Source organism: Reyranella sp., from assembly GCF_036558665.1.
Taxonomy (GTDB): Bacteria; Pseudomonadota; Alphaproteobacteria; order Reyranellales; family Reyranellaceae; genus Reyranella.
Genome location: NZ_DATBFE010000074.1, coordinates 35,101 through 54,469, shown reverse-complemented (window position 1 = coordinate 54,469; position 19,369 = coordinate 35,101). Strand labels below are relative to the sequence as shown.

The 19,369-nt window shown below is 66.1% G+C and carries 16 protein-coding genes; 1 reads left to right on the top strand and 15 read right to left on the bottom strand.

Annotated elements, in window-relative coordinates; genetic code table 11:
- Positions 1-76 precede the first annotated feature (76 nt).
- From VH499_RS12945 to VH499_RS12915, 7 genes are all read right to left on the bottom strand, one after another.
- Positions 77-496, bottom strand: a complete 420-nt coding sequence (locus VH499_RS12945; protein ID WP_332053156.1) for a VOC family protein — start codon at positions 494-496, stop codon at positions 77-79.
- 20 nt (positions 497-516) lie between these two features.
- Positions 517-1,713 (bottom strand): serine hydrolase domain-containing protein, encoded by a 1,197-nt coding sequence (locus VH499_RS12940; RefSeq protein ID WP_332053155.1) that lies wholly within the window; start codon positions 1,711-1,713, stop codon positions 517-519.
- A gap of 9 nt (positions 1,714-1,722) precedes the next feature.
- Positions 1,723-2,181, bottom strand: a complete 459-nt coding sequence (locus VH499_RS12935) for an SRPBCC domain-containing protein (protein WP_332053154.1) — start codon at positions 2,179-2,181, stop codon at positions 1,723-1,725.
- Positions 2,182-2,196: 15 nt separating this feature from the next.
- Complete coding sequence (locus tag VH499_RS12930) at positions 2,197-2,733, bottom strand: SRPBCC family protein (protein WP_332053153.1); 537 nt, start codon at positions 2,731-2,733, stop codon at positions 2,197-2,199.
- Positions 2,734-2,859: 126 nt separating this feature from the next.
- Positions 2,860-3,705: an urea carboxylase-associated family protein gene (locus VH499_RS12925; RefSeq protein WP_332053152.1), complete on the bottom strand. Its 846-nt coding sequence runs from the start codon at positions 3,703-3,705 to the stop codon at positions 2,860-2,862.
- A gap of 28 nt (positions 3,706-3,733) precedes the next feature.
- On the bottom strand, positions 3,734-5,152 hold the full coding sequence (locus VH499_RS12920; protein ID WP_332053151.1) for an amidase: 1,419 nt from the start codon (positions 5,150-5,152) through the stop codon (positions 3,734-3,736).
- Positions 5,149-5,331 carry a hypothetical protein gene (locus tag VH499_RS12915; protein ID WP_332053150.1) on the bottom strand — a complete coding sequence of 61 codons (183 nt, stop codon included), beginning with the start codon at positions 5,329-5,331 and terminating at the stop codon, positions 5,149-5,151. Before VH499_RS12915 ends, VH499_RS12920 begins: the two co-directional genes overlap by 4 nt.
- Before the next feature lie 87 nt (positions 5,332-5,418).
- Between VH499_RS12915 and VH499_RS12910 the strand changes: the two genes are divergently transcribed.
- Positions 5,419-7,548: a cation:proton antiporter gene (locus VH499_RS12910; RefSeq protein WP_332053149.1), complete on the top strand. Its 2,130-nt coding sequence runs from the start codon at positions 5,419-5,421 to the stop codon at positions 7,546-7,548.
- Here VH499_RS12910 and VH499_RS12905 read toward each other — a convergent pair whose 3' ends face one another.
- From VH499_RS12905 to VH499_RS12870, 8 genes are all read right to left on the bottom strand, one after another.
- Positions 7,549-8,103 carry a YybH family protein gene (locus VH499_RS12905; protein ID WP_332053148.1) on the bottom strand — a complete coding sequence of 185 codons (555 nt, stop codon included), beginning with the start codon at positions 8,101-8,103 and terminating at the stop codon, positions 7,549-7,551. It abuts the gene before it with no gap.
- Positions 8,091-12,329 (bottom strand): translocation/assembly module TamB domain-containing protein, encoded by a 4,239-nt coding sequence (locus tag VH499_RS12900; RefSeq protein ID WP_332053147.1) that lies wholly within the window; start codon positions 12,327-12,329, stop codon positions 8,091-8,093. The genes VH499_RS12905 and VH499_RS12900 overlap by 13 nt, the downstream gene beginning before the upstream one ends.
- Positions 12,329-14,188: an autotransporter assembly complex family protein gene (locus tag VH499_RS12895; protein WP_332053146.1), complete on the bottom strand. Its 1,860-nt coding sequence runs from the start codon at positions 14,186-14,188 to the stop codon at positions 12,329-12,331. The genes VH499_RS12900 and VH499_RS12895 overlap by 1 nt, the downstream gene beginning before the upstream one ends.
- A 76-nt stretch (positions 14,189-14,264) precedes the next feature.
- The gene (locus tag VH499_RS12890) at positions 14,265-15,293 is read right to left on the bottom strand and encodes a P1 family peptidase (protein WP_332053145.1); all 1,029 of its coding nucleotides are present in this window, start codon (positions 15,291-15,293) and stop codon (positions 14,265-14,267) included.
- Positions 15,293-16,486 carry a class I SAM-dependent rRNA methyltransferase gene (locus VH499_RS12885; protein WP_332053144.1) on the bottom strand — a complete coding sequence of 398 codons (1,194 nt, stop codon included), beginning with the start codon at positions 16,484-16,486 and terminating at the stop codon, positions 15,293-15,295. The genes VH499_RS12890 and VH499_RS12885 overlap by 1 nt, the downstream gene beginning before the upstream one ends.
- A gap of 2 nt (positions 16,487-16,488) precedes the next feature.
- Complete coding sequence (ggt, locus tag VH499_RS12880) at positions 16,489-18,165, bottom strand: gamma-glutamyltransferase (RefSeq protein WP_332053143.1); 1,677 nt, start codon at positions 18,163-18,165, stop codon at positions 16,489-16,491.
- Positions 18,162-18,965, bottom strand: coding sequence for a methyltransferase domain-containing protein (locus tag VH499_RS12875; protein ID WP_332053142.1), 804 nt, complete (start codon positions 18,963-18,965; stop codon positions 18,162-18,164). The genes ggt and VH499_RS12875 overlap by 4 nt, the downstream gene beginning before the upstream one ends.
- Positions 18,966-18,967: 2 nt before the next feature.
- Positions 18,968-19,366 (bottom strand): carboxymuconolactone decarboxylase family protein, encoded by a 399-nt coding sequence (locus tag VH499_RS12870; RefSeq protein ID WP_332053141.1) that lies wholly within the window; start codon positions 19,364-19,366, stop codon positions 18,968-18,970.
- Between the last annotated feature and the right edge of the window lie 3 nt (positions 19,367-19,369).

The following is a 19,369-nucleotide window of genomic DNA, read 5'->3' as shown; positions in this document are numbered from 1 at the left end:
CGATCAGTCATTTGCCAAAGATCCCTCGCTATCGCTCGGATGACATATACGTTGTCGAACGAGCAGATATCGACACTCAGCCCATCGCCTTCGGGTTGAGCACCATCCAGGCGACGCCGAACTTGTCCGCGCACATGCCGAAGCGGTTGGCAAAGAAGGTTTCGGTCATGGGCATCGTCACCTGACCTCCCTTGCTGAGCGCATTGAACAACTTGTCGGCGTCGGCGGCGCTGTCGGCACTGACCGCGAGCGACATGCCGGAGAACGTCGGCTTGCCGGTGCAGCGGCCGTCGGAGAGAAGGACCTGCGTGTCGCCGATCTTGATCGCGGCATGCATCACCTTGTCCTTGGACTCCGGGCTGATCATTGCCTGCTGGTCGGCCGGTGCCTCCTTGAAGCGCATCATCATGTCGACTTTTGCACCGACTGCATTCTTGTAGAACTCGATCGCTTCTTCGGCGCGGCCCTCGAAGGACAGGTAGGATTGAACGTTCATCGTCATTCTCCTTCTGCTGGTCAGTCGTCAATCGCCTGATAGGCCGAGGTCCAGAAGTCGCGAAAAACCCGCGGCGGCACCGGCGAGTCCATCATGCGCTGAGTCATCAAAATGCCGATCATCCGCTCGGCGGGATCGAGATGGGCCGACGTGCCATAGCCGCCGTCCCAACCGAAGCGGCCGGGTGTGGCGAAGACGTCGGTACGGCGCGTCACCACCGCACCACCCATTCCCCAGCTCGCCCCGTGACCGAAGAACAGCTCGGCACCCTGCTTCTGCGAGGCCGTGAGCTGATCGGACGTCATCAATTCCACGGTCGGCCGCGCGAGGATGCGTTCGCGGCCGTGCCGGCCCTTGTTCAGCAGCATGCGATAGAAGGCATGGAAATCGTCGACCGTGGAGACGAGGCCGGATCCACCCGCGGCAAACGGCGGCGGCCTGCTCCAGCGGCTGTTGCTCGCGTCATCGAAGAAAGTGAGCGTTTTCTTCGCCGGCTCCAGCATGTAGGCACCGGCAAGGCGATCGAGCTTGGCGGCCGGGACCTGAAAACCGGTATCACGCATGCCGAGCGGGGCGAACAGGCGCTCCTGCAGGAAGGTTTCGAGCGGCTGGCCGCTTACCCGGGCAATAAGCACGCCGAGCACATCGGATCCCGTGTGATAGAGCCAGCGCTCGCCAGGCTGGTACATCAAGGGTAGCGTCCCCAGCCGCCGCATGAATTCGTCGGCGTCGATATCGAGCTGGTTCGGTCCGGGCGCGAGGCCGAGCTCGGCCGCGGCCTTCTGGATCGGATATCTGGGCGGCCACACCATCACCGCGCCCATGCCCAGGGTGAAGGTAAGCAGATCGCGCGCGCTGATCGCGCGGCGCGCCGGCACCGTATCGTCGACCTCGCTCTCCAGGCTCTTCAGCACCTTGCGGTCGGAGAGCTCGGGCAGGAAGGCATCGACCGGATCGTCGAGGCGGAGCCTGCATTCCTCGACCAGCAAGAGCGTTGCCGCCGCGATCACCGGCTTGGTCATCGAAGCGATGCGGAAGATCGTGTCACGCTTCATCGGCAGGCCGCCGAACGATTGCGCACCGATCGCCTCGACGACCACCGACTCGCCGCGACTCACCAGCGCCACCAGACCGGGCATGTCGCCCACGGCGACGTGCGCCGCCAGCGCCGCATGCAGGCGCGTCAGCCTCGTGTCAGACAGGCCTCCGCTTGACATGACTTCCCCTTACGCAGGAAGGACGAACGCCGCGAAGCGGTCGAGGCAGCTCACCCAGCCGCCCTCGTGACCGACGCGCGAAGCCTCGGTCCGGAAGGCCGAATGGCGCAGCGTGAGCCGGGTGCGGTCGCCCAGGTCGGTAAATGTCACCGTCACCAGCGTCTCGGGATCGACGCTCCCGTCGGCATATTCCGTGACGTAGGTGAAGATCAGACGCTCGGGGGCCATGACCTCGCGATAGATACCGTGCTTGGTGATCACGGTGCCGTCGGGGACCCGCATGCGCCGCCGCCAGATACCGCCGGGGCGCACGTCCATCTCGCAAGACAGCGGCGTGCAGTCTCGGGGAGCCCACCAGAGTTCCGCCTGACGTGGATCGGTCCACGCAGCGAATACGCGATCACGCGACGCCTTGAGGTCGCGCGTGAGAAACAACTCCTGCTGAACGGACTGGAGAGCCGTGTCCATCGATTCCTCCCGATATCACTTCTCGGCAACGGCCTTGAGAGCGGCGAGGCCTGCTTCGAAGTCGTTGCCGATCATCTTGTCCATATCGAAAACCGTACCCATGACTTTGGCGATATAGGGGCTCGGACCATACATCGCCCATGTGACGGCCGTGTTGTCGCCGGCCGGCACCATCGTGAATTCGGCCGTGTTGTGACCTTCGAACGGCTTCAGGAAATCGAGCTTGATCGCGATCTTCGACGGCGGTGTCGCTTCGACGATTTCCATGCGGCCCCGGCCAACATCCTTGTTGCCGTCCCATTCGTACACGGCGCCTTTGCCGCTGGCTGGTCCGCTGAAGGTCCGTTTCATGTTCGGGTCCTTCCTTTCATAGGGCGACCACACCGCCCAGCCCCGCAGATCCGCGATCAGCCCGAAGATCTTGTCGGGCGGCGCCTTGATGGTGGCGGAGCGTTCGACCCGGAAGGAATCGGGTTTGGTTGCGGCGTAGACGAGGATGCCGCCTATCGTGATCACGACGGCCATGACGAGGGCGACGAGGATCTTGAGCATCGACGGGCTCTCTCAACACTTAACTCTATGGTTAAGCTTTATGTAGACCGCGGCGTGCTGTCAACCAGGCCCTGGCCCCAAGAAATTTTCACATCAGGCACTAAAGGTCGGCCGTCGCGTCATGCATCAAGCGGCCCAAGGCGGTGTCTTGAGGCCAAGCCCGTGCCCGCCGCCATAAGCGGCGATCTTCGGCGATGCCCAGTCCTGCAGCAGCTCAGGGGCGAGCGCATGCACTTCGACGCCAAGCGGTCGGCAGACGGTGAGCGGATCACGCGCCTCCGGCCCCCAGAGAGGCACCGACAAGTCCCCGCCCGGACAGGTCGACAGTGCGCACAGGAGGTCGATCTCGGCGAAGAATTCGAGATGGTCGCCTGTGCGCGCCGGGCTCGCCCGCATGAAATATTTGTCCTCGCGGTTCAGGCCGGTGCACTGGAACACATTCAGGACATCGTGGACGTCGAGCTCGGTCAAACCGTACGGCGCGACCGCCCGCACGAGGTTGGAATGGCAGCAGAAGTCGAAATCCTCGCCCGTGAGCATGCGATTGACATAGGGGTCGCAGCGCGTGCCGAGCAGATCGTGGATGCGGCCGCCGAACTCGTCGACGCCATAGCTCGCGAGGCTATCCGACGTTATCGTCGCAATGGGCCGCAGATAGGGCAACGTCGACCACAGGCGATCGAATGTCGTCACGTGCGACGCCTGGAGCTGGCGCGTACGCGACGCCCACAGGCGCTCGCGCGGATTGTGGAGGTTCCAGAGATTGAGGTCGCCGACCTGCGGGCCCTCGACCGTGACGATCCGGAACACATGACCGGCCGGCACCTTCCAGGCCCGGCCGGCGCGGATCGGAATGACGAACTTCTCGACAAGCCGGCGTCCAGGGTTCTCGGCAATGCGCCGATAGAAGGTCCTGTCGACGGCCAGCGCCGAGCCTGCCGTCGACTGGTAGGCAGCGGGAAAGTCCTTCATGGATCACCGCCTTGCTGACATTCCGTGCTTAGCCGATCGGCGGATGTTTCCTGTCCATGCCCGATGCCTTCTCCCAGGCGCCGGCGACGCGAAACAGCATCGCCTCGTCGAAATAGCGGGCAACGAACTGCACCGAGAGCGGCAGACCGGTCGAGGAGAGGCCGGACATCATCGCGAGCGCAGGATGGCCGGTGACGTTGAACGGCGTGCGCGCCTGGCGGGTGTAGGTGCGATCGACGTCGGCCGGCCGATCGATGCGGCACGCCGGATCCATCGAGCTGGCACAGAGCAGCACGTCGACCTCGGCGAGTGCCGAATTGACGGCGGCGATCATCTCGCCGCGGCGTCGATTGGCGGCGACATAGTCGCCCGCGCTCAGAAAGGCGCCGGCGAGAAGCCGCCGCCGCGCCAGCCGGCCGTAATCGCCGGGTCGCTCGCGCAGCCAGCGCGCGTGCACCGACCAGGCCTCGCTCTGCAGGATGACCCGGTTCACAGACGCGAATTCCCCGAGCGACGGCAGACGGATAGCGCGCACGTCGGCGCCCATCATCTGCAAGGTGCGCGCGACATGCTCGAGCGCGGCCGTCACTTCGGGCTCCGCCGGCAGGTCGGTTTCATGGAAATGCCGGACGAAGCCCAGGCGCAGGCCGCGCACGCCGCGATCCATGGCCGCCGCGTAATGGCCATTGCCGGCCGCGGCGCTGCCGGGATCGCGTGGATCGTGGCCGGCGATGGCCTCGAGCATCAGCGCATTGTCCGCGACGGTGCGCGTCATCGGGCCGACATGGTCGAGCGAGAAGGAAAGGGGAAAGACGCCGCGCCGCGAGACCAGCCCATAGGTCGGCTTGAGGCCGACGATACCGCAGCAGCTTGCCGGATTGCGTACGCTGCCGCCGGTATCGGTCCCGAGGGCCATGGGAAAGAGGCCGGCGGCGACGCCGGAGCCGGATCCCGACGACGAGCCACCCGGATGATGGTCGCGATTCCAGGGATTGCGCGCTGGCGGCCAGGGCAGGTCGAAGCTCGGCCCGCCGATGGCGAATTCGTGCGTCGACAGCTTGCCCATCACGATGGCGCCGGCCTGGCGCAGCTTGCTCACGCAGACGGCGTCCGATGTCGCTATGTTGTCGGCCAGGATCCTGGAATGGCAGGTCGTGGCGAGCCCGGCGACATCGATGATGTCCTTGATGCCCACCGGCACGCCATGCAGCGTGCCGCGGAGGCGACCGGCGGCCGCCTCCGCCTCGGCCGTGCGCGCGGCGGCCAACGCCGCGTCCGCATCGAGATTGATGAAGACATTGAGCGTGGGATCGAGTCTCGCGATGCGGTCGAGGTGTGCCTCCATCAGCTCGACGGGCGAGAGTTCGCGCGCCGCGATGGCATGAGCGGCAGCCGCGGCCGACAGGAAATGAAGCGGCCCGTCAACGAGACCGAGACCCGCGTTCACAGCCCGGCTCCCGGGCGCATCGGCGGCCACGTTTCGACGCGTACATCGACGGGCGCGGCCAGCTTCTGAGCGACGGTCGCCGCCTGTTGCGCGGCAACGAACACGTCCTCGCGAAATTCTGCCAGGGTCTTGTCCAGCCCCGCGCGGCGCGCCAACAGCTCGACAATTTCCTTGTCCATGCGTGCATCCCTCCCGACTTCCGCCCGTTGTTGAGGTCAGCACGAATCGCGTCGGTCCGTCCATCGGACGATTCGCAGGGGGTCTTCTTGATCTTCAATCACACGCTGGCGACCTTCGCCGCGGAGCTGATCCTTCTCCTGCTGGCAGGCCGCCTTCTGGGAGAAGGCATGAGCCGCCTCGGCCAGCCAGCGCTCTTCGGCCAGCTTCTGGCCGGCATCCTGCTCGGGCCCTCGATCTTCGGCGCGGCCTTTCCCGAACTGCGGCGGGCGCTTTTCCCCGATTCGCAGACGATGAAGAGCATGATCGATGCGATCGCGCAGACCGGCATCCTCCTCCTGCTGCTGCTCACCGGCATGGAGACCAATCTGGCGCTGATCCAGCGCCGCCGCAGGGCCGTCGTTTCTTCATCTCTCTTCGGCATCGCCGTCCCGTTCGCCTGCGGTGTGGCCCTTGCCTACGCGCTGCCGGGAGATGCGATCCCGGGCCATCAGAACCGCCTCGTGACGGCACTCTTTCTCGGCACGGCGCTCTCGATCTCGGCGGTCAAGATCGTCGCCATGGTGTTGATGGAGATCGGGGCGATACGGCGCGACCTCGGCCAGCTCATCCTCGCCACGGCGATCCTCGACGACACGATCGCCTGGATCATCATCGCGGTCATCTCGGGAATCGCCGCGCACGGCACGATCGATATCGCGAGCATCGGCGCCAGCCTCGCCGGGACGGCCCTGTTCCTCGCCTTCAGCTTCACCATCGGCCGGCGTCTGGTGACCGCGCTGATCGTCTGGGCGAACGACAACCTCACCATCGAGGTGCCGGTGATCACCACGATCCTGATCGTCATGCTGGCCATGGCGCTCACCACCGAGCTGATCGGCGTGCACACCGCACTGGGCGCCTTCATCGCCGGCATCCTGATCGGCCGATCACCGATCCTCACTGAGCATATCGAAGGCCAGTTGCGCGGCTTCATCATGGCCTTCTTCAGCCCGGTGTTCTTCGCCGTGGCCGGCCTCGGAATGGATTTGCGCACCTTGCTCGATCCCACCCTTGCCCTGTTCACCCTGGCCGTCGTGCTGGCGGCGAGCCTCGGCAAATTCTCCGGCGCGCTGATCGGTGGACGGCTGGGCGGACTGACCACGCGCGAGTCGTTGGCGCTGGCGGTCGGCCTGAACGGGCGTGGGTCCACCGAAGTCATCATCGCCAGCATCGGCCTGTCGATGGGCGCGCTCGGCAACCAGCTCTATACGATGATCGTGGCCATGGCGGTGATCACCACCATGGCCATGCCGCCCATGTTGCGCTGGATGATGGCGCGCGTGCCGCTCGGCGAGGAGGAGGCCAGGCGCCTGGAGAAGGAAGACGCCGAACAGGCCGAGCACCTGCCCAAGATGGAGCGCGCGCTGGTCTACGTCGACGACAGTCCCAACGGCCGGCTAGCGGCGCGGCTGGCAGGGCTGTTCGCGGCTCGCCAGCAGGTTCTGGCCACGGTGCTGGAGCCGGAGGCAGCCGAGGAGCGCGGCCCGGAGGAAGCGGCGGCGCGCAAGCACGTGGCGGAGGCCGCGAACGCGACGAGTTCGCTGTTGGAACCGAAATCCGGCACGGCGAAGCAACTGGTGACGGAACGTCCGCCGGCCCGCAAAGATGCGCTCGAGAAGGAGATCGAGCGCGGCTACGACATCGTGTTCGTCGGCATCGACCGGCCGGTCTCCGATGCCCACTTCGACCCACAGTTGCAGCGGCTGGTCACGCAATTCCACGGGCCGATCGCCGTCGCCGTGAACGGTGCCGGCGCGGCAGGGCCGGCAGATGTGCCGCTCGACATCCTGTTGCCGGCCGCCGGCACCCAGGATGCCCGGCTCGCGACCGAGGTCGCGCTCGCGCTCGGCCAGGCAAGCAAGGGAACGGTGACGGCGCTGCATGTCTTCGACCCGCAGGAGGATGTGGCATTGTTGCGCGGTCGCATGCGGCGCCTCGGCATGTCGGTGCTGGTCGACATCCATCGCTCAGGCAAGCGCGCCGGCGTAACGGTCAAGGGCATGACGGCGACGAACATCAAGCCGGAGAGCGAGATCCGGCGCGCCTTGCGCGGCGGCAATTTCGATCTCGTGGTGCTCGGTACCTCGTTGCGTCAGGGCGAGACCAAGTTTCTCGGCCCGCGAACCGCCGGCCTGCTGCATGCCCTGCGAACGCCGGCGCTGTTGATCGCACGCTGACTACCTCGCTGCCTCGGCTGGCGCGGGAGCGGAAAGATAGCTGCGGATTTTCCAGACCCCATCCTCTGGTGCAAACACGACAAGCTGATTGGAAAAGCTCGTGCTTTCGACGCCGCTCGAAAGCACTTTGAGGCGCGCCCGGGCGGTCGAGCGCAACCACCCTGTTTCGGCATACTTCGCGGCCTCGCGGATGTCGTATTCGAGATCGATCTTGATCGTCGCGAGCAGGCGCTGGTGGGCGGCGCGCAGGGCCTCGGAGCCGACCGCGGCCCTGCTGCCCGGCGCCATATACGAGCCGTTGATCGCAAACAGTCGGACCGCGGCCTCGGCATCTCCGGCGCGAAGCGCGTCGGCGTACTTGTCCAGGATTGGGCCCAGCTCGAGTGACGGCTCGGCCCTGGCACTTGCGGAAACCGTGCCGATGCCCGCGGCGGCGATGAGCAAACGGCGGGGTAGATCGGCGGCCAAAGGAACCTCCTCCGGTAGAGCATCCAGATAGGCCGGCAAGTTCGCCGCGGCAAGACGGAAACGCGACGCGGCGGTCAGTAGTCCCATTCCATCTTGGCGCCGACCTTGTCGTTCGAGTCGGTGCCGAACGAGCCTTCGAGCTTGGTGTGCGGCAGGACCTCGATCTCGACCACGCCGCGGCTGGAGTCGCCGCTCGCGCCCTGTTGCGCTCCGACATAAACGCCGGGCGCCACATAGCGGCCGCCCTGGATCGCTGTCGTGCTGCCCGCCGACGCGTTCGCCGCATTGCTCGACGACGAGTTGATCGAAAGCTGGTCGAGGCCAAGGCCCTTGCGAAGCTTGCCGAGGAGCCCGGTGCCCCCGGCCGAAGCCTGGCCCGTCAGCTCGGCCAGCGCCTGCGCCGCACTCAGGATCTCGAACGGGCTGAGCCCCGACGACGGCTTGCCGAACAGCAGCATCGCCATGGCCTCGTCCTGCGGTAACGGCGGCGTCGACGTGAGTGCGATCTTGGGTGCTCGCGAGCTGCCGGTGATGTCGACTTCGATGACCACCGAATTGACAGTCGTCGTCGCGGCGAAGTCGAGTTCGGGATCGATCTCGTTGGCATTCATCAGCGCGACGTTGCCGCGCGTGAAGTTGAGCTGATGGCCGGCCAGGTTGAAGGTGCCGCGTCGCAGCGAAAGGTTACCCAACACGGCCGGCGCCGACGGGTCGCCCGTCACGGTGAACTTCCCGCCAACCTCGGCATCGAGGCCGCGGCCGCGCACGAACACCGCCTGCGGCGCATTGATGTCGAGTGCGAGCCGCACGCCGTTGGCCTGTGGCGGCTTGGGCGCCACCTTTTCCGCAGGCACCGGCGGCGACTTGGGAGCGGCCGGTTTGGCCGCATTGCCGCCGTTGATCTCGGTGACCGCAATCGTCGGATAGTTCGCCACCTGCGTCCCGCCGATATTGATCTCGGCCCGATCGATGGTGACCGGTCCGGTAACGTCGAAGCCGCTGAGCGTCGATCCCCTGATCTTGATGTCGCTCGATGCGGCCGCGATCATGTCGGGCCGGTTCGCGACCAGCGCGTTGCGCGCGGTGATGGCGAGATCGACCGGGAAGCCCTGCGCCGGATCGAGCCGTACGGTGCCTGTACCAGAGATGGTCCCGTTGCGTGCCGTCTGGAAGGCAAGCGTCTGGAGCTGCAGGGTATCGCCCTGGACGGCGATGTTGGCCCGACCGCCCGTGAGCCTGAGGCCGCTCGCCGGCAGATAGAAGCTGGCATTGCTGAGTGCGACCGTACCCGTACCGCTCATGGCGTTGCCGTTCACGGTGAGAGTGAGGTTCGGGGTAACCGTGCCGGTGACATTGCGAATGCTGTCGCCGAGCGCCGGTGCAAACGGCGCGATATCGATGGCACCCGTGACAGCCACAGTCGCCGCAAGCGGCGCATTTCCCTGCGGGACCGAGGACTTGCCTTTCAGGCCGAGACGCGTGCCGCTGCCGGCCGTCACGGTCGCGTCGAATGCCGCCTGTCGTTCGACGACCGAGGCGGTGCCGCGGAAGGCCAATGCCGGTAGAAGCGCCGTCTCGGGCCGCTTGACACGCAAGCCGTCGGCCGAATAGCTCGCTTCGATTCGGGGATTGGCCAAGGCGCCAGTGAGACGCAGCTTGGCCTGCAGCGTACCTTCGAGCGCGGTGCCCGGCGCGAACGCCTCGGCCAGAGACAGCGGCAGGGCGGCGATATCGACAGACAGGTCGCTGGCCGTTTCATCGACCGTGCCGCCGACACCGAGCCGTCCCCCGCCCAGCCGCAGCGATGCCGCCTGGATGGTGACGCGCGAGCCGGCGACCGTCACCTGCGTCGGCGCACTCAGCGCAAGGGGAATTCCCTGATAGCGGGCCTCGAGCCGCTGCAGGGCGATCCGGATGGCAGCGGGGTTTGGTTCGACCCTGGCTGCCAGGTTGGCGTTCGTGGCGCGGCCTGCGACTTGCAGCGTCATGTCGAAAGCACTGCGGTCGCCCTTCACCGTCGCTGTCGCTCCGCCAATGTCTGCCACGCCCGCCAGACCGGCGGCCTTGATCGTCGCATCGGTGTTGGCCGTGCCGAACGGATCGGTGACCGAGGCGTCGAGCCGCAGGCTGCCCACGCCGATACTGGCCGCGCGCAAACCGTTACCACGCAAATCGACGGTCACCTTGCCGGCCGGATTGTCGGAGGCGGTGGCGATATCGAGCTCGATCGAGCCTGCCACCGGCGTGCCGATCAACGGCGCGAGATCCTCGAGCCGCGTCATCTTCACATGGCCGCTGCCCGTCGCGCCTCCGGGCGCGATCGCGAGGTCTTTGACATCGACCGACGCGCTGGCCCAGCTTCCCTGAAGCGTCGGCACATGCAAGCCGCCATCCGCACTGCGTGAAAAGTTGCCCGACAGGGAGAGAGGCTGACGGGCGAGATCCCCCTCGGCCGTCACCCGCCCTCGCGCTGCCTGTCCCTCGACCGAGGTATCGAGCAGGAGGGCGAGGTGCTGCGAGCTGAGATCGCCGCGGCTCAAGTTGCTGAGATCGACCGTCAGATGGAGATCGCCGCCGTCGGGCTTCAGCGTTACCTTGCCGTTGGCCGAGGCGCCGCCGCCCATGCCTTCCTGCAGAAGGCCGAGGCGCGCCGCATCGAGCGAGAGATTGAGCTCACCCGTTCGATCCCGGCCTTTGCCCGAGAGATTGAGCGTCAGGCCGTCGGTCGCCAACCGCACGCCGTCGAGCTGCCAGGCCTGATCCCTTTGCAGCGCCGCAGCGCCGCTGAGCTGCAGCGTCTGACGCTGCAGGGCGGGCGGCATGTTCGGCAGGCTGAGATCGTCCAGAGTTCCGCGCCAGGCAACGCGCGATCCCTGGGTCCTGGTCGAGAGGTCGAGTTCAAGGTGGCCGCGGCCACCCAGCGGCATGCCGACCACACCCGACAGCGGCGCGAAGTTCGAAAAATCGATGGAAATCTTGCCTTCACCGGCCTTGGTCGATGGCAGATACCCGGCATTGCCCCTGATGCCCAACAGCGGCGAAGAGGCATCGAGCGACTGCACCACCAGGCGGCCGTCCGGCTGCACGACGAGCTTGGCCGACAGCTCCAGGCGTTGCGGCGGCGGCGCGCGCGCGCCGAGGTTCTTTGCGACGACATCGTCGGCGGACGCAGAGAACGTCGCCGTGCCCTGCGGTTGCCTGGCCAGATTCACGAGCTCGGCCGTCAATTCGGCATGCAGGTTACGCCAATCCAGACCTCCTGCGAGGTCAGCCAGCGGACCTGCCTCTCCGGTCTGCATCTTGACCGTTGCCTGCAGCCGATCGCTCTGCGTCTCGTAACGCCCGGTCACATCGACGCGCGCCGGCCCGGCGACAAGAGCGAGCGACTGCACGGTCAGCGTTCCGGAGGCATCGAGCGTCGCCTCACCCTTGAGCGTTGCCGGCGTACGCAACAACCGCGCAATCGGGCTGTCGGGCAGCCCCGGTGCAACGGCCGACAGGTCCATCGTCAGTACGGTGGAACCGCCATCGCGATGCCAATGGGCCGTACCGTCGGAGCGAATTGCATCACCTGCCGAAGCCTCGAGACGGGCGTCTCCGTCGGCGCTGTCGCCCTTGGCGGTCAGCCTGAAGGCAACCTGTTCGAGATCGGGTCGGCCGATCAGGGCGGCGACGACTCCGCCCTTGCTCGATTCCTCGGCGAGGATTTGCCCGTCGACCGTGAAGCGATCGAGATTGAAGCCGAGATCCGCCGTCACGTGCGCCGTCGGTCCGTCCGTTCGGATCATGTCGAGCTTGAGGTGGCTCTGACCACGAGCCGCCACCGAGCCATCGCCCTGGAGTTTCCAGTGGGAGTCCACGCCGCCAAGGGGTGCACCGACGTGGAGGTCGCCGATGGCGAGCCGATCGAGATCGATGCCGAACGGGAGACGAGTTCCACCCGACGATGGTGGCGAGGAGGCCTCGTTGGTCGGAAGAGGCGGCCGCAGCACCTCGATCTTTTGTGCGGTGAGTTCGTCGACCTCGAGCTGGCCGGCAAAAAGAGAGGTGAACGACCAGGAAAGATGTGCCTGTTCGATGTTCAGCCATGCACCCTGGGCATCGGACAGCGCGATCTTCGCAATTCGAAGGTCGGTCGGGATAAATCCGCTGATCTCCGATATCTCGAGTCGACTGCCGGGCGAGGACGCCATCGACGAGACCAGGCCCGCCAGCGCACGCTTGCCGGGCACCGTCTGCAACGCCGCGAACAGCAGAACGACAATGCCGATGATGCCGCCCGCTATCCAAGCCGTGAGTCGCAACCAGCGCATCAGAAGGCCTGTCCAATGCTGACGTAAATGCCGAACGGCGCATCTCCCGCCCGCTTGTTGAGCGGAAACCCGACATCGAGGCGCGCCGGTCCGAAGCTCGTATAATAGCGCACCCCGACGCCGGTGCCGACACGCGGCGTCATTTCGGCGAAGTTCGGCAAGGTCTCCGAGTAGGCGCCGCCGGCATCGACGAAGACAACCGCACCGAAGGACTCGCCGATGCGCTGGCGGAATTCGAGGCTGGCCTCGACGAGGCTCGCGCCGCCGACCGGGTTGTTGAAGGCATCACGGGGACCGGCAGATTGATACGTGAAGCCGCGGATGGACCCGCCGCCGCCGGCATAGAACAGCTTGTCGGGGGGGACCCCGGCGTTGGTGCCGCCGGGAATGGAACCGAAAGCGGCCCGGCCGGCGATCACGCTGCGGCCATCGCCGCTCACGTCGAGGTAGGTCGTGCCGACAAGCTTGGCTATGGTGAACAGAGCGTTACCGTGCTCGAGGTCGGCGTAGGGCGTCAGGTTGAGCACGAACTTGTAGCCGCGTGTCGGCTCGAGATCGTTGTTTGCCTCGTTCAAGGTCGCCGACAGCGGCACGCCGAAGAGCTGATAGTAGGCGGTGGTGCCGGATTGTTCGATCTGGGAGGCTTCGTAGCTGAGCCCGCCGGACACACGCAGGTGCGGCGTGAGGATGCGGTTCAGTCCGGCGCCAAACAGGACCGCCTTGCGCGTATATGCGGGATAAACCTCACGCAGTGCCTGGGCCGAGGCCACGGCGTCCTGGCCGGCCACCCACCAGTCGGGCTTCAGGAAATCTGCCCTGAAGCCGTAACCGAGGTCGCCCGGGATGGCGCCTTGGCCAATATGGTTCACGATCGCGGACAGGCGCAGGCTCTCGGCCTCGCCGAACAGGTTACGGTGCAGCCAATAGGCATTCGCACTGAAGCCGAGAATGGTCTCGTAGGCGGCGCCGAAGCCAATACTGTGAGAGGGCCTGTCCTCGAGACTGACGTCGATCGGCAGCTCGCCCTGGGCGTCGAGCTGCGTCGCCGGCTTTATCCGCACCGCGCTGAACACGCCGAGCGCCGTCAGCTTGTCGCGCAACGCGCTCACCTTGTCCGGCGTATAGGGCTCGCCCTGCTTGAACGGCACGCGCTTCTGCAGATAGGTCGTGTCGACCTTGTCGGTGCCGGAGAAACGGACTGGCCCCATGGTCGCCGTCGGCCCCGTCTGCAAATGGTAAGTGACGCGTGCTTCGCGGGTGGCATGGTCGATCACGACCTCGCGCCGTGCGACCTTCGCGAGCGCATAGCCATGATTGCGGACCTGATCGAGTATCTGGTTCTCGGTGTTGATGATGGTGGCCGCATCGGCCGGCTGACCAGGTTTCAGGGCCAGCTTGCTGCGATCGAGCCCCGGATAGTCCACGACGTCCTTCGGACCGTCGATTTCCAGGTCGACCACACGGTAGACCGGCCCGGTCGCGACATTGATCTGGAAATCGATCTTCGCCGTCTCCGGCTGGCTGTCGATGGCGTCGAGCGCGCTTGCTTCGTCGACCGGCTGATTGCCGACCGTGGCGACCACCCGCGAATCGTAGTAGCCGCGCGAGCGCAGCGCGGACGCGATTCGGGCACGACGCGTCTGCGCGGCCTGCAGCAACGACAGGGCGTCCCCGGACAGCGGCTGATCCTTGTCCAGGTCCTCCGAGAGCTGCTTCAGCTCTTCCGCCATTTCCTTGTCCCCGACGACGGTCAGCGAAATCTGGCCTGTGCGCGCGCCAGCGGCGCCGCACGCCAGTAGCAACGCCGCCAAGGCGGCGAACAGCCGGCCGATCCAGAGGACTCCGGTTCGCCGTCGCATGATCTTCCTCGTTAGGCCGGCGAGCATGGCAACAGTATGCAGCCTAACGCGTAACGTGTGGACTGGATGCGCAAATTCAGCGACCGAAGACCTCGTTCCAGCTTCGCGCGGTGCCAAGCGTCCTCGCACGATACACACCGCGCGCGACAGCGCGGGCCAGACAGTCGGCTGCCAACGTCCCGATCTCGCCCAGCGCCAGCGGATCGACGCCAAGGTCATGGCGGCCAGTTGCGATGGCGAACACTGTATCGCCGTCCTGCGGGGTGTGAACAGGCCGAATCGAGCGCGCCAATCCGTCCTGGGCCATGATCGCGAGACGCTGCGCCGCAGATTTGTCGAGGCGCGCATTGGTGGCCACGACGGCAATCGTGGTGTTGGCACGCGGGTCATCGCGTGTCGCATCGGCCGGATCGTGGCTGGGATCCGTCCGCGCATGCGACACCGTAAGCCCGACACCGTGCGGCGGCGGGCCGAGGCCTCCGAACTCGCCCTCCTGTTCCAGCGCCCATGCCCAGAAATGCGGCATGTCACCCATGGTCGCGTAGCCGCGCGCATTGACCGCAACCAGGGCACCGATCTGCAGACCGCTCTGCGGATCGACGGCCGAGGCACTGCCGAGTCCACCTTTGAGGTGGCCGGCCTTGGCTCCCATGCCCGCACCCGCATTGCCAAGCGCGAAGTCGCGGGCAGCGCGGCCGCTTGCCTGGTAGCCGAGCTCACGATAGGGCGGCCAGTCCCACTGCTTGTTTCCGCCGTTCAACAAATCGAACAGGATGGCGGTCGGCACGATCGGCACCACGATTTCGCCGATGGCAACGCCCCGACCCCGTTCACGCAACCAGCGCATCACGCCGTCGGCAGCCGAAAGACCAAAGGCCGAGCCGCCGGAAAGACAGACCGCGTCGATCCGGTCGACGCGGCACGACGGATCGAGCAAATCCGTTTCGCGGGTGCCCGGTGCGCCGCCGCGCACATCGACCGAGGCGACAGAGGGCGTTTCGCACAGGACGACGCTCACCCCCGAGCGCAGCGTCTCGTCCTCGACGTTGCCCACGAGCAGGCCGTCCACGTCGGTGATCAGATTGCGCGGTCCTGCTCGCAGCATCAGTCGAGCTGGAAGGTAAGCGCCTTCAAGTAGGCGGTTTCGGGCAGACTGGGATGGACCGGATGGTCAAGGGCGGCGCCAGAACTCAGCAGGATGCGGCCAGTTCGCTCGGCATCGCGCAGCCCGTGGCGTACCTGGTCGGCGAAGACTGCCGACTCCACAAGATGGGAGCACGAGGCGACGAAGAAGAAGCCGCCGCGCGCCACCAGCGGCGCCGCCAGCCGTACCAGCTTGCGATAGCCTTGCGCGCCGGTCTTGAGATCCTTGCGGCTCTTCACGAAGGCCGGCGGATCGCAGATCACCACATCGAACTTGCGGGCCGACGTTCCGCTGAGCCGTTCCAGAGCCTCGAACGCCTCACCTTTCTGGAATGTCATCGCCTGTTCGACGCCGTTGAGCTTCGCAGCTTCCCGCGCCACATCGAGCGCCGTTGCAGAGCGATCGATGCAAAGCACCAACCGCGCGCCTTGCTTCGCCGCCAGCACCCCGAAACCGCCGGAATAACTATAGACGTCGAGCACGCGCGCGTCCTTTGCGAGACCTGCCACAAAACGCCGATTATCGCGCTGATCGTAGAACCAGCCGGTCTTCTGGCCGCCCGAGAGGTCGGCCACGAACCTCGCACCGTTCTCGATCAGCTCGATGACGCCGGTCAGCTCGCCCTTGGCGACCACCACCTCGCGCTTCAGGCCCTCGAGCTCGCGTACCGGGGAATCGTTCTTGAGCACGATCGTTCTGGGCGAAAGCTCGGCTTCCAGCGCCTCCAGCAGCACCGATGTCAGGGCATCCATGCCGGCGCTGTTGATTTGGACGACCAGCACGTCGTCGAAGCGATCGACGACCATGCCGGGCAAACCGTCGGCCTCGGCATGGACCAGCCGATAGTACGGAACGCCGATCAGCCGATTGCGCAGGGCTACCGCTCGGGCGAGCCGCCGGCCGAAGAATAGCGCGTCGACGGCCGCTTCAGGATTCGACGTCAGCAGCCGGGCCGCGATCAGGGAGTGCGGATTGAAGGTCGCGAGACCGAGCGCCTGGCCGCCAGCCGCGCGCAGAATCGAGAGCGATCCCGCCGGCAATGCCTTGGTTTCGGCATCCATCAGGATCTCGTTGGAGAAGGCCCAAGGGCGGCCGGCGCGAACACGGCGATCCTCGCCGGCGCGCAGCAACACGCTGGGCAATTTGCTGGCCAACCCTACTCTCCCTTGGCGACGCCGTCGCGCCGTGGATCGGCGGCCCCTTCCCAGCCGTCGCCGCTGCGGCGAATGGCCGTGAGACCGCCTTCGAGACGGCTGACTTGTACCTCGTGGCCAAGGGCGCGCAAGGCATCCGCCTGCGCCCTGAGCGACGGCACGTCCTCCAGGATGGTCGGCCCGTTCATGTTGAGGATGCGCGGCAGGGCGAGGGCCTGCTGTGGCGGAAGATTCCAGTCCAGCATGCCGATCAGTGCCTGCAGCGTATCGCCAATGATGCGCGCGCCGCCCGCCGATCCCGCCGCCAGCACGAGATCTCGGTGCTGGTCGAGGACGAGCGTCGGCGACATCGAAGAGCGCGGCCGTTTGCCAGGCTGCACGCGATTGGCTACCGGCCGACCATCGATCTCCGGCATAGCGGAAAAATCCGTGAGCTCGTTGTTCAGGATGAAGCCGCGCACCATCATCTGCGCACCGAAGGCCTGCTCGATGGTCGTGGTGAAAGAGATGGCGTTGCCCCAGTGATCGACAATGGTCATGTGGCTGGTGCCATGCTCGGGATAGCTGGGATCGCCCGGCGCGGTCTTGCCCATGCTCTTGTCGGGCGAGATCAGCTTGCGGCGCCGCGCGATGTAGGCAGCCGACAGGAGTTTGCCGGCGGGCACATCGACGAACGCCGGATCGCCGATGTAGCGGTCCCGATCGGCGAAGGCGAGACGGCTCGCCTCGGCGATGAGATGCAGCGAACGCAGCGCATTGGGTTTGTCCTGCGCAAGTTGGAACGGCTCCAGCAATTCCAGTGCCTGCAATACCGCGATACCGCCCGATGACGGAGGCGGCATGCCGCAAACGATCCAGACGCGATAGGGCCCGCACACTGCGTCGCGCTTGATCGCGCGATAGGCGGCAAGATCGGTCGTCGACAGGGTCCCCGGCCGCTTGTTGCCCTGCACGCGTGAGGCGATCTCCTCGGCCACCGGCCCTTCGTAGAGTGCTTTCGTCCCTTCGTCGGCCAGCAGGCGCATCATGTCGCCAAGGGCCGGATTGACCACACGATCGCCCACTGCCTTCGGTGAGCCATCGACGTTGTAGTAGATCTCGCGCGCCTCCGGATCGTCGCGGAAGGTCTTGATCGTCTTCAGCCAGTCGGCAAGCCGCGGCGAAACCGGATAGCCATTGCGCGCGAGCTCGATGGCGGGCGTGAACAAGTCCTTCCACGCGAGCTTGCCGTGCTCCCTGTGTGCCAGGTCGAGCAAGGCCACGGCCCCGGGCACGCCGACGGACAGCCCCGAGGCGACGGCCTCGCCAAACGGCATTCGTTGCCGGCCCGCCGTCGTCGGCAGCAGGAACATGTCCGGCGCGGCGCCGGCTGGCGCCGTCTCGCGTCCATCATAGACCGTAATCGCACGCGAACCGGCGTCGTAGTAGAGCAGGAAGCCGCCGCCGCCGATGCCGGACGATTGCGGCTCCACGACTCCCAGCGCCATCTGCACCGTGACGGCGGCGTCGATGACGTTGCCGCCCTGGCGCAGCGTCTCGAGCCCGGCCTCGACCGCCAGCGGATGGGCCGCCGCGATCATCGCCTTTGGCGGTGTCGGCTGCTGTGCCAAGGCGGAAAACGCCGGGACGCCTGCCGCCCAGAGGGCCAGCGCCGCGAGCAACTGCCATCGTGCGATCATGCGCGGCGGGCGACGATGAACAGCCGCCGGAAGGGAAAGAGCGTGATACCGTCGGCCCGCATGGGATAGGCCTCGGCCGTCATTCCGGCGTAGGTATCATAGAAGGCCGCGCGCTCGGCCGGGTCCAGCACCTCGAGGAATGGCCGCAGCCCCGTCGAACTCGTGTACTGCGCCACCGGATTCTCGCCGGTGAGCACCTGCTGGTAGATCGTCTCCCAGACCTCGAGCTCGGCGGAAAGGGGCTTCAGCACGTCGTAGTAGCGTGCCGGCTCGTGCACCCGCGCGATGCCGCCCACGCCGGCCAGCTTGTCGCGCCATGGCCCGGCCTCGGCCGCCTTGCGCATGAGCGCATGCGAGGGCGCGTCGTGATTGCGCGGCATCTGGATCGCGAGCTGGCCGCCTGGCGGCAGCAGCTTCATCAACGCGGGGAACATGTCGACGTGGCCGGGGAGCCACTGATAGGCGGCATTGCTGTAGAGAATGGACGGCGCGACCTCGGGCTTGAACTCGGACAAGTCACCCTTGGCGAAGGTCACGCGCGCGTCGGGTGTCTGCGATCGCGCCTTGGCCAACATTTCGTCAGAAGAATCGATGCCTATCACCCTGCTGTCGGCGAATCGCTCGGCCAGAATGCGCGAGATATTGCCGGCGCCGCAGCCCAGATCGTAGATCGCATGCCCCGGTCGCGCGCCGTTCGCGGGATCGAGCCGGCCCATCAGATCGAGCGCCGGCCGCATGCGGGCATCGGCGAACCTGAGATAGAGACTGGCGTCCCAGACGGTCGAGGCCGGCCGAGCCACGATCATTTCTCCTCGAATACCGGGTCGACGGGGACGCGATAGGCCATGGCGATCTTGTTGCCTTTCTGCGCGGCCAGCACCACGGCCATGAACTCCTCGTGCATTTCCTCGGTCATGCCCCTCCGGCGCGCCATCGTTCCGTGCGAGGCGATGCAATAGTCGCACTGATTGGTGATGCTGACCGCGAGATAAACTAATTCCTTGGTGAGGGGATCGATCTTGCCCGGCGCGAAGGCGGCCTTCATCTCGGCCGCGAAGCGCTCCATCACCGCAGGATGGCGCGCCAATGCCTTCCAGACGTTGTTGATGTTGGCCGGATCGATGCCGCGTGCCTTGGCGATGCCATCGACCACGGCCCTGGCGCGCGGATCCATATCCTTGTACTCGATCAACTTCGACATGAA

Coding starts and splice junctions, on each gene's coding strand:
- VH499_RS12940 (WP_332053155.1), bottom strand. CDS start 1,713: ATGTCAAGCGGAGGCCTGTCTGACACGAGGCTGACGCGCCTGCATGCG.
- VH499_RS12905 (WP_332053148.1), bottom strand. CDS start 8,103: ATGGGACTACTGACCGCCGCGTCGCGTTTCCGTCTTGCCGCGGCGAAC.
- VH499_RS12900 (WP_332053147.1), bottom strand. CDS start 12,329: ATGCGCTGGTTGCGACTCACGGCTTGGATAGCGGGCGGCATCATCGGC.
- VH499_RS12945 (WP_332053156.1), bottom strand. CDS start 496: ATGAACGTTCAATCCTACCTGTCCTTCGAGGGCCGCGCCGAAGAAGCG.
- VH499_RS12925 (WP_332053152.1), bottom strand. CDS start 3,705: ATGAAGGACTTTCCCGCTGCCTACCAGTCGACGGCAGGCTCGGCGCTG.
- VH499_RS12915 (WP_332053150.1), bottom strand. CDS start 5,331: ATGGACAAGGAAATTGTCGAGCTGTTGGCGCGCCGCGCGGGGCTGGAC.
- VH499_RS12895 (WP_332053146.1), bottom strand. CDS start 14,188: ATGCGACGGCGAACCGGAGTCCTCTGGATCGGCCGGCTGTTCGCCGCC.
- VH499_RS12870 (WP_332053141.1), bottom strand. CDS start 19,366: ATGTCGAAGTTGATCGAGTACAAGGATATGGATCCGCGCGCCAGGGCC.
- VH499_RS12935 (WP_332053154.1), bottom strand. CDS start 2,181: ATGGACACGGCTCTCCAGTCCGTTCAGCAGGAGTTGTTTCTCACGCGC.
- VH499_RS12890 (WP_332053145.1), bottom strand. CDS start 15,293: ATGCTGCGAGCAGGACCGCGCAATCTGATCACCGACGTGGACGGCCTG.
- VH499_RS12930 (WP_332053153.1), bottom strand. CDS start 2,733: ATGCTCAAGATCCTCGTCGCCCTCGTCATGGCCGTCGTGATCACGATA.
- ggt (WP_332053143.1), bottom strand. CDS start 18,165: ATGATCGCACGATGGCAGTTGCTCGCGGCGCTGGCCCTCTGGGCGGCA.